We start from the raw sequence: 13,522 nt of genomic DNA, 5'->3' as shown, positions 1-13,522 counted from the left end.
GGCTAATCCTCCTCCCTTGAGGGGAAGAATATGCCGCTTATCTCCCGAACCTGGCGCTCCGCCTGGACGAACACCGGTTCTATGACGTTGACCGAAAACCCCAAAAGGTCCCAATGATAGGGGGAGATCTCGGGCACCATGAGGCTTCCGCTGGTGCCGAACCTGGACGCCACCGCGAAGGCGTCCGCCACGTGTATCAGCACCTCCTCCGGCACCTTGGCCCCCGAGGGATTGTGGTGGAACCTCACAAGCTCGTATATGCTTGAGGGGATCTTCCACTCCTTCATGGCGTAGTAGCCCAGGTGGGCGTGGTCGAACCCCAGCACCTCCCGCTCCGCCTCGTAAAGCGGCATCCCCTTGGACGACAGGGCCACCGCCTCCGCCATGGCAAAGGGGGCCTTAACGTATAGGATCATCCGCCCTATGTCGTGCATGAGCCCCGCCAGGAAGAACCGCTCCTCCTCCTTGAGGCCCATCTTGGCGGCCAGCACCCGGGCAAACACCCCGCAGCACACCGAGTGGTCCCAAAAGGACCGCATGGACACGTAGCCCGGGGCCACCCCCTTGAAGGCGGATACCACCGATATGCCCATGGCCAACGTCATGAGCTCCCGGACCCCCACGATGGTTATGGCCCGGCTAACGCTCTCAACCCGGGAGGCAAGGCCGTAGAAGGAGCTGTTGACGAGCCTTAAAAGCTTGGCGGAAAGGCTCTGGTCCTTGCTCACCACCCGGGCTATCTGCTCCACCGAACTGGAGGGGCGGCTTACCACCTCCCCTATCTTGTGGTAAACGTCCGGGAGGGTGACGAAGGACACCATGGCGGCGAGCTCCTGGGGGCTCAGCTTCCGCCTTGCCCCCTGCCTTGCGGGGGGAAGACAGCCGATGTCCACCAGCGGCACGTGGCCCCCCCTCTTAAGAGCCCTGGCCAGGGCCATGGAGGAACACCGGAAAAGCTCCTCCATGTGGGGAGCCATGGCCCCCTTGGAGTGGAAGAATGGGGACAAGAGCTCCCTGGCCCTCTCCATAAAGGCAGCGTCGGAGGAGGATCCCTCCCTCTTAACGGGAGGAATAGAGCCCTCCTGGGCCACCGACGCCTCCACCACCCCCCAGGCCTTAAGGGTCTTTATGTAGGAGTCCCTTATGACCGCCCCCTTGGGAAGGATGAACCGGCCGTTAGGGGCCAGAAGGTCCTCCTCCAGCACCATTCCATCTTTGAGCTCCGAGACCTTGACCTTAGGCACCTCTACCCTCCCCCAACACCGCTTGGGACGCGGCTAGAAGATCGTTTAATCATGCTTCTTAATTCTACATCCAACCGGAGCCTCTTGTGGTTAAAATTTCTAGAACTTGCCTCGCCTTAGCACCCACCAGGGGGCCATGGAGGAGTCCCGGTGGCCCTGGGCCGCGATCTCCCAGAGTATGGCGAAGGCGGACCACAGGCGGCACATGAAGGTGAAGGCCGGGAAGATGGGGATGAGGGGAAGGAATCGGATGTCGTCCCGGGGCCGCTCGGTGAGGCACAGCATGGCCGCCAGGTAGAAGAACACCGTCACCCCAAGGTAGAAGAGGTATATCCAAAGAAAAACGTAAAGGACCTTGCCGAGGCTCAAGGTTAAAAACGAAAAGCAAGTGTAGACCAGCAGCATCAGTGGCGTGATTATCTGGAAGTAGAAGCCCCCAACCAGGGTCACCAGGAAGTTGCGCCACCCCATGAGGGACGGGGAGAAGGACTTGAGGTGTTTGCGGACGTAGATGTAGAACAGATCCCCGTCCCAGCGGAGGCGCTGTTTTAAAAAGCCCCGGAGGGTGTCGGGCACGTCGGTGTGGCCCATCACCTCCGGGTCGAAGACTATCCGCATACCCGGGTTCCTGCCGAAGTAGTTCTTTATCCTCATGGTGAGGTCCAGGTCCTCGGCGCTTCCGCTGTCCCATCCCAGCACCAGCTCCAGGATCTCCCGGCGGAAGACCCCGAAGGCGCCGGATATGTTGTTCACCGTGTTGAACTGGCTCAAGCCGGTCTTGGCGGTGAGTATGGAAAGGAGGTACTCCAACCCCTGGAGGGCCGCCACCGGGGAGGCCCTCCAGTTTCGGACCCTAAGGCAGCCCGCCAGGGCCGCCACGTTGGGGTCCGCGAAGTGGCGCACCGCCTTCAGCACCATGTCGTTGTCGAAGGAGGTGTCCCCGTCCAGGGCCATGACCACCGCCCCTTCCGCCGCGTTAAGCCCCGCGTTCAGGGACGACACCCGCCCTCCCCGCTGCCACTTGGGGAGCACCCTGAGGGTGCGGCCCGGAAGGGACTTCACCATCTCCTCCATCTCAAGGGCCGCCCGGTAGGTGTCCCGGTTCCGAACCGCCCCGTCTATGACCGGGATTATCTCTATCTCCCCGTCGTAAAGCTGAAAGGCCAGGCTTTTTATGGTCTTCTTCACGTCCTCGCCCTCGGAGTAGCAGGTGATGACGCACGACACCTTGGGCCTGCCGGTGGGCATCTTATGGGGCACGTGGACCTTGTGCATCACGTAGCGAATGAGCCCCAGGGCAACCAGAAGGTAATAGGGAAGCTCCAGGAACACCACCCACGGCACGAACCTAAGGAGCTCCACAAAGGCCCTTGAGTCCTGGAGGTTAAGCGGAGGCCACAAGGTCAATCCCCCCGAAGGCGGGCCGCGAAGAGGTCCCCGTCGTCGTCCCGCTGCAGGTCCTCGGGCACCGAGAGCATCTTTATCTCCATGCGCAGGGGGACCCCGCGGCTTTCAACCTTTCCCGCCAGGGCCTCCAGGCGGCCCTTCGGCGGGACGCCGCCGGACCTTGGGGTCTTGGGGAGCAGAAGCAGCACCTCCCCCGCCTCGGTCCTGGTGCTCACGTCGGTGGCCCGCACCATCTCCCTTATGCGGCCTATGAGCTCCCGGAAGGCCTCCCCCCCGGCGGACCTCCCCATGGACTCCATGAAGACCTCCAGGTTCGGGAAACGGACCAGCATGAGGCAGAAGGGCTCCACCGGAGGCCGCTTGGAAAGGCCTATCATCCAGTTGAGAATGTGCATGAAGGGCTCGGGCTTCATGTAGTTAAGCGTGTCCAACACCGCGTATCAGTCCTCCAGCTCGCCGCTTTGAACCGCCAGTATGCCCTTGTCGGTTATCCGGTACCGGTAGAAGTTCCTGGGCACCAGGGCCTCGGGGTCGCTCATGAGGCCGCATATGAGACAGTGGCAGGAAACCACGGGCTCCGGGAAGGACTTGCCGCAGTCGCGGCAGCGGTAGTTCTCCATGGGCCTGTCGTAGTCGGAGCCTATGTGCCTTAAGCGAGATCCGCAGAATGGGCAGCGCATCTCCCCGGATTTCAGGAAGTCCTCCTCGGGCCCCACCCGGCCGCACACGAAGCAGTGGATGAAGGGCACCTGTTCGAAGTCCATGCTGGAGCAGAAAGGACATAGGTCCACGTAGTTTATGTGCCCCCCGTCGCACCTTGGGCAGTAACGGACCCGCTCCACCAGCCCCGAAGGGCTCACCTCCCGGATGAACCCCCTGTCAAGGAGGCTGGATATCCAGCCCTTGGGCTCCAAACGGCCCCTTCCCAAAGCTTCCAGCAGGGGCCAGTGGTAAACCTGGGACGTCAAGGGGATCATAAGGGGCTCCAGGTCCCTCTGGGGACGGGTGTAGAGGAACGCAAGCAGCCGGTAGTCCAGGCTCTCCGCCAACATGCTGCGGGATAGGTCCTTCATCCTGTCCTCAATGTCCCCCACGAAACGGGCCATGTCCTCCCCCGAAAGCCCCGCGCCGTCGCAAACCGCCTCCCCCTTGCCCCCAACGGGAGACGTCAAAAACAAGGGCATGAGGGCCCCCTCAACGGTTCCCCGCATCTCAAGGATCGTCTCCTCAACCCCCTGGAAGGGCTCCAGCAGGACCCCCGCGAAATCGCCCAACCGCAGCTCCGGGGACCACGGTGAGGTTGCGCGAAGGAACGGAAGGCCTTCAATCTCCACCTTGCCTTGCATGGGGGACACCTCCTCAGCGGAAGACATTGTTAAGAAAGCCGCAGATCCGGCCAAGGTAATCGGGGCACAGGGGGAACTCCACCGTCACGGGCAGGGAGTCCACCATCTCCTGAGGGTCCACCGTCTTATCCAGCCTCACGGTGACCAGCACCGACCGCCCCTCCGAACGGGGGTCCTGAACCGCCAACACCGGGGCACCCTCCACGGAGCCCTGGAACTTCCTGCCGTCCGGGAAGTGCACGGTCACCGCCGTGCCGGGCCTTGCGCGGTGAAGCTTCCTGGGGTCCAGGTAGGCGTTCACCTTAAGGTCCCCGAGGCTTCCAAGGGAGAGCACGGGGCCTCCAAGGGGCACGCCGTGCCCCTCCGGGGCGAAGACCTCGAGCACCACCCCGTCCTCGGGGGAGTAAAGGGTCCGCCTAGAGGCCCCCTCCAGGGCCTTCAACTCCCCCTCCAGCTGGGCCATCCGGGCCTTGCGCTGGGCCTCATACTGTCTTAAGGCCGTATCATCCTGAGGGTAAGGGCTAACCGAAGACTGGGCCAGCGCCGCCCGGGCGGCGTCCACCCTGCCCCGGGCCTCCTCCAGCTCCGCCCTGGTGGCGGCCCCCTGCCGGAACAGGGCCTCCACGGACCTAAGGTAGTCCATCTGACGGGACAGGTTCAGCTCGTTGGCCCGCGCCAGCCCCTCCTTACTGGATTTGGGCCTTATCGCCGGAAGGAGCCGGGCCCCTTCTAGGGCCTTAAGCTCCTCCTTAAGGGACTTAGCTCTTAGGGGGGCCGAGGGGTCCACCACGGTGAACAGGACCTCGCCGGCACTCACCCTGCCGCCGGGCCTGTGGGGCATGCGGGACACTACGCCCCCCAGGGGGGACGATATGATGCGCCTTTCCATGACCAGCACCCCCGGGGCGGTGGAGAAGATGTAGAAGGCCGCCACCCGCCAAAGGAGCAGGATGAGGGGAGAGGATACCAAAAGGAGCAGGGCGTACCACCGCCAGCGCAGGAAGGCCCTCTTGGGAGGCCCGTACTCCACCCGCACGCCCCGGTCCACGTCCTCCCGGGTCTTCCTGGGACTGAAGCTCACCTTCATCTGCCACTCCCCCCTTCGGGCATGGACAAGAGGTCCTCCAGGGACTGTATCCATATGGCGGACCCGGGGCCAACGAGGCGCCCCTTAAGATACGGCAGCACCTTAGAGAAAAACTCCGCCCTGCCGAGGTAGTAGAAGCTCTCCTCCTTGGGGCCTCCCCTCTCCACCGAAACCGCCAGGGAGATATTAACTCCGGCGGCGCTCGCGATGCGGTTAATCCTGTCCGCCGCGGACATGGGGTTGGAGACGTATACCATGCAGGTAACCTCCCGAACTCCGCTGCCGCTGAGGCCACTGAGGGTCTTATGGAGGAACTGGCCCTCCAGGTACCTAGGGTGCATGGAGAGGGATACCCCCCAGGGAGAGGCCTTGGAAGCGGCCTTAACGGACTCCAGGGTATTCTGCAGGTACGCCATGCGGCTGCCGTCATGAACCCCCTCCAGCTGGTCCGGCTCAAGGTCCAGGTTAAGGCCCTCAAAGGGCAGATCCCCAAGGGACGACACCAATGACACAAGATGGGGCCTTCCCTCGGAGGTTATCCACCAGGGGTCACCAAGGCAAAGCTCCATCCGGATGCCCATCTTAGAAGCCCTGTCCAGGGCCTTAAGCAGGTTGTCCCTGGGCTCTCCCTTCTTAATGATCTGTAGGACCCCGCCGGATGTGAAGGAGACCCTAAGGGCGGAGATCCCAAGGGCCTTGGCCTGGTCCAATGGGTTAAGATCCCCCTTGAGGAGCCTGTCCCCGTCCCACATGTAAGCCCCCACCGGCACGGCGTCATCGGCCGCGCCCTCGCCCTTAGGGGAGGCCGCGGGTGAGGATTTGGGTCCTAAGGAAGAGGCAAGCCAAAGGGAGATGAGATGGGCCCCCTCCTGGTGGAAATCCGTGGGGGTGACCGCCCAAACCTGCCCCGGGGAAGGGGAAGGCGCGCCGGGGTCCTCCAGCACCTCCAAGAGCTCCGCGTGGTACTGGGCGGCGGCCCCTTCGGCGTCGATGAGGGCAAGAGCGGAGTTCATCACGTCAAGGTGGGCCCTTAGGAGCTTCTCCGCCGTGTCGCCTGGGATCGCCCCGTGCCGCAGGTTGGCGGTTCTTAAGGCCTCCAGGGCGGACTTAAGCCTAGCCAGGGAGAACTCCCCTTGGGCTAAAGCGTAGCGGAACCTGGAGGAGCCCTCCGCCAGGCTGGACTCAAGGCTCATCCTGTGGGCGGACATGTCCGCCTCCAGGGCCCTAAGGCGCCTTATCTCCGCCGAGGCGTCCAGGGAGGCCGCCCTTGGCTCCCCTTCCGGGAAGGTGAAGCTGAGGGACAGGAACGCCTCTTCCCCGTATCGCCCCGGGGACTCCCTGGTGACCTGGAAGCCCCCCTGGAGGTACGAGTCGTACTGCCCCCTGGCCCGGTGCGTTGCCAGAAAGCGGCGGACCTCCGCCGCATCAGACATGGCCTTGAGCTCCCCGCTTAAATGCCTGGCGATCCGTAGGGCCTCATCGTAGGAGAGGCTCACGGGCTTTAAGGGCGGCACCCCCGGGTCAAGCTCCATGGGCAAGCTTGGGATGCCGCAGGCCCGGCGGATGACGTTCAAGGCGGCCTCCTCCAGGGCCCTTGACGCCGCGGCCTCCCGGCGGGCCAAAAGGAACCAGCTCTTCATCTCCATAAGGTCCGACCTAAGCAGAAATCCCTGGGAGGAGCGGCGCTCCATGACCGGCATGAAGCGTCCCTCCAGGGCCAGGAAGGCGTTGAGCGCCTCCATCCTGCGCCGGGCGGTCCAAAGGGAAGCCCAGGCCTTCCGAAGGGCGGTGAGGTTTGTTCTTTTGACGAAATAAAGCCTGCGCTGGGCCTCCAGCTCCCCAAGGCGGGCCTCCAGCTGGGCTATCCTCTCCTTGTGCCAGGAGCCGAAGAGGGGAAGCCTGGCGCCAAGCCTGAAGGAGTAGCTGGAGTAGCCCTCCACGGAGGAGGACTCGCTTCGGGAGAGGGGCTCGTTGATCCCCCGGGCGGAGAGGTCCGCGAAGAACGAAAGCCCCGACCGCTCCCTCAGGGCCTCCAAAGCCAGGCTCGCCGCCGCCAGCTCCTCCGAGGCCTTGAGGACCTCCACGCCATTGGACAGACGGGCCTCCAGCTCAGGGAGGGTCACCGGGGCGGCGCTGGCCGCGGGCACGAAGAAAATCACCATGAGCAGCAAAGCCAAACGAAGAGCCACAACTCATCCCCCCTTGGTGGATGCTTCGGCGCCAGGGCAGTTTCAAAAATTATACCCCATTTCGGCAAAGAACTTAATCATCCGGTCAAAGCCCGGCCTGATCTCAATGTAATGTTCTAAATGTTTAGCTTATATTGACTAAGCCTATTAATTAGAATAATATTTTGATGCCCGCCGGCGACCTTTCAAAAATAATCGGCCAGCCACCGGCAAAAGGGCTAAAAATCACAAGCAAACGGAGGTTTTATACATGGATTCTGTTTTGTCCTCCCTGCACGGGGCGGTCAGCGCCGCCAACTCGATCCTGTGGGGCAAGGTGATGGTGTGGCTCCTGCTGGGCACCGGGGTCTTCTACACCCTGCGCCTTCGGTTCCCCCAGGTAAGGCACTTCATCCACATGTTCAAGGCCACATTAAAGGGCCGGGACTCCTCCGGGCAGGGCATAAGCTCGTTCCAGGCCCTCTGCACCGGCCTTGCAGCCCAGGTGGGCACCGGCAACCTGGCGGGGGTGGCCACCGCGCTGGTGTCCGGCGGCCCCGGCGCGGTCTTCTGGATGTGGATGACCGCGGTGCTGGGCATGGCCACCATCTTCGCCGAGGCGGTGCTCGCCCAGGTCTTCCGGGTGAAGGACAAGGAGGGCAACTACCGGGGCGGCCCCGCCTACTACCTTGAAAAGGGCCTGGGCCAGCGCTGGATGGGGGTCCTCTTCGCCGTGTCCATCATACTGGCCATGGCCTTCGTCTTCAACGCGGTGCAGAGCAACTCCATAGCCGCGGGCCTAAGAGGCGCCTTCGGGGCAAGGGAGCTGCCGGTGGCCATGTGCCTCATGGCGGTGACGGGCCTTGTGATATTCGGAGGACTCAAGCGCATAGCCAAGGTGGCGGAGGTGGTGGTGCCCTTCATGGCCATCGCCTACATCCTGGTGTCCCTCTACGTGGTGCTCTCCCACATGAGCCTCATACCAGAGGTGCTGTCCCTCATATTCAAGAGCGCCTTCGGCCTTAAAGCCGCCGCGGGCGGCGTCTTAGGGCACACGGTGGCCCAGGCCTTCCGGTACGGGGTAGCCCGGGGCCTCTTCTCCAACGAGGCTGGCATGGGCTCCACCCCCAACGCCCATGCCACCGCGGAGGTGAAATACCCCGCAAGCCAGGGCTTCGTGGCCATGATGGGGGTCTTCGTGGACACCATCCTCATCTGCTCCGCCACCGCCTCCATAATCCTCCTCTCCGGGGAGCTCCAAAGCGGCAAGACCGGCATAGAGCTCACCCAGCTGGCGGTGCGCAACACCATCGGCTCCTTCGGCCCCCACTTCATCGCCGCCGCGGTGCTCTTCTTCGCCTGGACCTCCATACTGGGGAACTACTACTACGGCGAGAGCAACCTCCTGTACCTCTTCCCCAACTGCGGCAAGGGCGGCCTTGCGCTATACAGGGCCATGGTGCTCGGAATGCTCCTCTTCGGCGCCATGACCTCCGTCCCCCTGGTCTGGGAGCTGGCGGACCTCTTCAACGGCGTCATGGCCCTCCTCAACCTCATAGGCATACTGCTGCTCTCCAACGTGGCCTCAAAACTCCTGAAGGACTACGAGGCCAAGTCCGAAACCCAACCCGCACAAGACCCCGCGCTGGCGCCGGACGGGAACCTGTGAACCGCCCCAAAGAACCGATAACTTAAGACCCCAAAAAACCAGGGCCGCCCGGATAACCGGGCGGCCTCCTTCGTTGGCGCTTTTAAAGACCGCGACTTTAATTTAAAATATTTAGCCAAGAAAGCCGCGGGAGGTGATGGCCTTGACGAACCGCCCTGACCCTGAGCTGCTGCGGGACCTCTTCGAAAATCTGCCGGTCCCCTTCGCCCTGCACGAGATGATATACCTGCCCGACGGCAGACCCCACGACTACCGCTTCGTGTGGGTGAACCGGGCCTTCCTGGACGCCCTGGCCCTCAAGGAGTCCCCGGAGGGAAAGACCCTGCGGGAGGCGTTCCCAAAGACCCTTTCGGACTCCTTCGACTGGGTGGCCTTCTACTCCTCCGTGGCCTCCTCGGGAGAGCCCAAGGAGACCCTAACCTACTCCGAGTCCCTGGGCAAACCGCTCAAGGTCACCGCCTTCTCCCCAAAGCGGGGCACCTTCGCCGTCATCTTCCACGACATGTCCAGGGAGATGAAACAAATACAGCTTCTGGAGGAGTCCGGGAACGCGGTGAAAACCGTGTCCTTGGAGTTCGAGATCGTCTTCGAGGGCATCCAGGAGGGGGCCTTCCTGGTTGAAGTGACCAATGAGGGCTTCAAATACCTGCGGGTGAACCGGCACTACCGGGAGATAACCGGCATAGGGGACCTAGACATCCGGGATCTCAAGGCGGGGGACTTCCTGGGCGAGGCGAGCCAGAGGATAGAGGAGAACTACCGGCTCTGCGTCTCCCACAGGGAGACCCTCATCTTCGAAGAGACCCTGTACTCCGGGGAAAAAGAAAGGGTCCTCAGCACGGTGCTAATCCCGGTCATGAACGGCGGAGATGTCACCCACATAGTGGGGTTCATAAAGGACATAACCGAGCAGGTCCGGGCCAAGCGGGAAAGGGAGGAGGCCCTTTCAAGGTACGAGGCCATGTTCAACGGCCACTCGGCGGTGATGCTCCTGATAGAGCCCATTGCCGGCAGGATAGTGGACGCCAACCCCGCGGCGTTGGACTTCTACGGGTACTCCCGGGAGGAGATCCGAACCATGTGCATCCAGGACATAAACGTGCTCCCCAAGGAGGAGGTGGAGCGCCGGCGCATTAGGGCCTTGAACGGGAGGCAGCGCTACTTCCTCTTCCCACATCGGCTTAGAAGCGGGGAGATCCGGATGGTGGACGTGTACTCCGCCCCGGTGGACGTCATGGGGGATAAGCTCCTCTTCTCCATCATCTTCGACGTCACCGACCGGGAGAGGCTCAGGAAGGAGCTGGAGGAAGAGCGGGAGCTTCTCAAGACCACCCTCATGTCCATCGGCGACGCCGTGGTGACCACCGACAGGCAGGGCCTCATAACCTCCGCCAACCCCGAGGCGTGCCGGATGAGCGGGCAGCCCGCAAGCGGACTCCTGGGGATGGGTTTCTTCGAGGCCTTCCCCCTGTTGGACCCCAAGACCGGGGAGCCAAGGGATCCCCTAGGGGCGGCGGTTAAGACCGGCAAGACCATCCAGGTGTCAGAGCTGCTCCTTAAGTCCTCCGCCGAGGAGTTCCACGTATCGGGCTCCGCGTCGGCCATAAAGGACCCGCTGGGGAACGTGCTAGGCGCGGTGGCGGTGCTAAGGGACATAACCCACGAGAAGAAGTGGCGGGACAGGATGCTCTACATGAGCTACCACGACTCCTTGACCAAGCTTCCAAACCGCCGCTTCCTGGAGGAACAGATGGTCCAGCTGGAGGAGGAGCAGGTACTGCCCCTGGCGGTGATAATGGCGGACGTGAACGGCCTTAAGATGACCAACGACGCCTTCGGCCACGACCGGGGGGACGCCCTTTTGGTCACCGCCGCACGGCTGCTGAAGGGGGCCTGCCGCAGGGGCGACATCGTAGGCCGCTGGGGAGGGGACGAGTTCGTGGTGCTGCTCCCCGGCGCCACCCCCGACGGGGCGAGGATAGCGGCGGAACGGATAGCCAACGCGACCTTAAAGGCCCGGCTGGGGGAGCTTGATATCAGCATAGCCCTGGGCTGGGGGGCCAAGACGGAACAAAGCCAAAGCATCCAACAGGCCTTGAAGGACGCGGAGGAGATGATGTACCGCCACAAGCTCTCCGAGGGCAGGGAGCAGCGCAGGAGGATCCTGGATCAGATACTGTCCTTGCTGGGAACCAAGTGCCACGAGAACGAAGGGCACAGGAACCGGCTGCGCCGGCTGTGCCTGGAGACCGCCCACGGGGCGGGACTCGGCTGGGAGGCGGTGGAGGACCTTGAGGGGCTCTGCATCTACCACGACATCGGGATGATCGCCGTGGCCTCCAGAACCTTGGTTAAACCCGGGCCCCTTGACCACCTGGAGCTCATGGAGGTAAGGCGACATCCCGAGGTGGGATACCGCATAGCCCAGAACATGCCAGAGCTGTCGGGCATCGCGGACCTCATACTTCTGCACCACGAGCGGTACGACGGATCCGGGTATCCTAGGGGGCTCAAGGGGCTGCAGATACCGATCCAGTGCCGCATCTTCGCCCTGGCGGACAGCTACGACGCCATGACCCAGCCAAGACCCTACCGGTCCCTCATGACGCCCCAAGAGGCGGCGGCCAAGATCCAGTCCCTCCAGGGGCTAGCCTTCGACCCGGAGCTCACGGAGCTGTTCCTGAAGATAGCCCTTGGAAGCCGCTGAAGCCCCGGCGGCCGCGAAAACGCAAAAACACAAGGGAGGGGAGAGGTGTTAAACTCCAGCCGGAGGTGATGCACCTTGAACCGAAAAGAACAGGCCATGACGGAGGCGTTCCGCTTCCTGGACGAAAACCGCGGCGCCGCCTGCTCCATGTCGGACCGGATAGGGGACAACCCGGAGCTGGGAGGGGAGGAGTTCAACACCGCCCGGGAGTTCAAAACCGTCCTCCTGGAGGGCGGCTTCCAGCTGGAGGACCAGCTCTTGGGCCTTAAGACCGCCTTCGCGGCCCGCTGGGGGCAGGGGCCGGTTCGGATAGCGCTTCTGGCGGAGATGGACGCTTTGCCGGACATAGGGCACGGGTGCGGCCACAACCTGCACGGCACCGCATCGGTCTACGCCGCCTTAGCCCTCGCCAGGGCCCTCCACCCCCAGGAGGCCGTCGTCACCCTCTTCGGCACCCCAGCCGAGGAGACCCAGGGGGCCAAGGCCGCCATGGCCGACGCGGGGCTCTTCGACCGAGAGGACCTGGCCCTCATGTTCCACTGCTGCTCGGAGATAAACTTCACGGACTACCGCTCCATGGCCATGGACTCCCTGGAGTTCACCTTCAAAGGCAAGACCTCCCACGCGGCGGCCTCCCCCTGGGAGGGGCGGAACGCCCTCAACGGGGCGACCCTATTCTTCCACGCCCTGGACATGCTACGCCAGCACGTGAAGCCCACGGTCCGCATGCACGGCATAGTCACCCACGGCGGCGCCGCCCCCAACGTGGTGCCGGAGGAGGCCAAGGCCCACTGGTACTTCCGCTGCCCCACCCGGGAGGAGCTGAACGGCCTCATGGAGCGGGTTTTCAACTGCGCCAAGGGATGCGCCATGGCCACGGAGACCACGGTGTCCTGGAGGCACAACGAGACCAGCTTCGACCACATGATGCCCAACCCCCCGGCGGAGGAGGCCATGGGAGAGGTGCTCAAGGAGCTGGGGTTCAAGCTCTCAAAGGGACCGGGCCCCTCGGGCTCCACCGACGTGGGGAACGTGAGCCGCCGCTGCCCCGCGCTGCAGCCGGAGCTGGCCATATGGGACCGAAAGGTGCCCCTGCACACCCGGGAGTTCGCCGAGACCACCAAGACCCCAAGGGCCCACGAGACCCTCATAAAGGGCGCCAAGGCCCTCTGCGCCATGGCCATACGGGTGGTCTTCGAGGAGGACCTAAGGGAACGGATCCGGCGGGCCTTTTTGGAACAAAAGGAAGGGTAGAAGCCGTAAAACCCACAAGGCCCGGGACGGACCCGGGCCTTGGTTAACCTTCAAAGGCGGGACTGCCTCCTTGTAAAGCAGGGGCCCATCTAAGCCGCTCCGGCGGGGAGGGGCACGGCGGCGACCCCAGCGGCTGACACAGCCGCAACCCCTTGACCTCCCTCTTTAACCCTGAACCGGTCCAACTCCACGTTTATCTTCCGCACCAGCTCCGCAAGGCTTACCGCTCCCTGGGCCACCTGCTCAGCGGCGGAGGTCACATCACCCATCTGGTGCTTAACCACCTCCGACGCCTGGGTGACCTCTCTTATTCGCTCCGTCATCCCCCGAACCGCGGTGGCTATCTCCTGGGCGCTGGCGGCCTCCTCCTCGGCGGTGGCCGCCATGTCCTGGGCCGCCATGGATATGCCGCTTAGGCTCTCGCTTATCCGCTGAAAGGCCTCCAACACCCTGTTGGACAGGTCCTTCACCTGGTCCGCCCCCTTGGCGTTGTCCTCCACCGCCTCCACCACCACGTTGAGGTCCCTCGATATGGCCTCCGCCATCTCCGATATGCCCTTGGCCGCCTGGGCGGACTCCTCCGCCAGCTTCCGCACCTCCTCCGCCACCACCGCAAACCCTCGGCCGTGCTCCCCCGCCC

10 protein-coding genes are annotated in these 13,522 nt (G+C 63.5%); 3 read left to right on the top strand and 7 right to left on the bottom strand.

The genetic code is table 11. The features are described from left to right. Positions 1-2 precede the first annotated feature (2 nt). The 6 genes from N2315_06055 to N2315_06030 all read right to left on the bottom strand — a co-directional run bounded on the left by N2315_06055 (position 3) and on the right by N2315_06030 (position 7,273). Complete coding sequence (locus N2315_06055) at positions 3-1,244, bottom strand: HDOD domain-containing protein (GenBank protein ID MCX7828756.1); 1,242 nt, start codon at positions 1,242-1,244, stop codon at positions 3-5. Between the two features lie 99 nt (positions 1,245-1,343). Next, a complete protein-coding gene (locus N2315_06050) occupies positions 1,344-2,645 on the bottom strand; it encodes a glycosyltransferase family 2 protein (protein ID MCX7828755.1) in 1,302 nt (433 codons plus the stop codon). A gap of 2 nt (positions 2,646-2,647) precedes the next feature. Next, complete coding sequence (locus N2315_06045) at positions 2,648-3,085, bottom strand: diguanylate cyclase (GenBank protein MCX7828754.1); 438 nt, start codon at positions 3,083-3,085, stop codon at positions 2,648-2,650. A 6-nt stretch (positions 3,086-3,091) separates the two neighbouring features. Further along, entirely contained in the window at positions 3,092-3,997 is a 906-nt protein-coding gene (locus tag N2315_06040) for a hypothetical protein (GenBank protein MCX7828753.1), read from the bottom strand. A gap of 13 nt (positions 3,998-4,010) precedes the next feature. Further along, positions 4,011-5,084 (bottom strand): HlyD family efflux transporter periplasmic adaptor subunit, encoded by a 1,074-nt coding sequence (locus N2315_06035; protein MCX7828752.1) that lies wholly within the window; start codon positions 5,082-5,084, stop codon positions 4,011-4,013. Continuing rightward, the gene (locus N2315_06030; GenBank protein ID MCX7828751.1) at positions 5,081-7,273 is read right to left on the bottom strand and encodes a TolC family protein; all 2,193 of its coding nucleotides are present in this window, start codon (positions 7,271-7,273) and stop codon (positions 5,081-5,083) included. The genes N2315_06035 and N2315_06030 overlap by 4 nt, the downstream gene beginning before the upstream one ends. A gap of 250 nt (positions 7,274-7,523) precedes the next feature. Between N2315_06030 and N2315_06025 the strand changes: the two genes are divergently transcribed. The 3 genes from N2315_06025 to N2315_06015 all read left to right on the top strand — a co-directional run bounded on the left by N2315_06025 (position 7,524) and on the right by N2315_06015 (position 12,882). Next, complete coding sequence (locus tag N2315_06025) at positions 7,524-8,921, top strand: alanine:cation symporter family protein (GenBank protein MCX7828750.1); 1,398 nt, start codon at positions 7,524-7,526, stop codon at positions 8,919-8,921. Positions 8,922-9,063: 142 nt separating this feature from the next. Continuing rightward, positions 9,064-11,628 (top strand): PAS domain-containing protein, encoded by a 2,565-nt coding sequence (locus N2315_06020; protein ID MCX7828749.1) that lies wholly within the window; start codon positions 9,064-9,066, stop codon positions 11,626-11,628. Positions 11,629-11,703: 75 nt separating this feature from the next. After that, the gene (locus N2315_06015) at positions 11,704-12,882 is read left to right on the top strand and encodes a M20 family metallopeptidase (GenBank protein MCX7828748.1); all 1,179 of its coding nucleotides are present in this window, start codon (positions 11,704-11,706) and stop codon (positions 12,880-12,882) included. Between the two features lie 89 nt (positions 12,883-12,971). Here the strand turns inward: N2315_06015 and N2315_06010 are convergent. After that, a partial coding sequence (locus N2315_06010) for a methyl-accepting chemotaxis protein (GenBank protein MCX7828747.1) occupies positions 12,972-13,522 on the bottom strand: 551 nt, incomplete at its 5' end.

The sequence above is a fragment of the Thermanaerothrix sp. genome (assembly GCA_026417795.1).
In the GTDB taxonomy this organism is placed as follows: domain Bacteria; phylum Synergistota; class Synergistia; order Synergistales; family Synergistaceae; genus Thermanaerovibrio.
The sequence above is the reverse complement of the archived record's forward strand: the minus strand, read 5'-3'. Positions and strand labels throughout refer to the sequence as shown.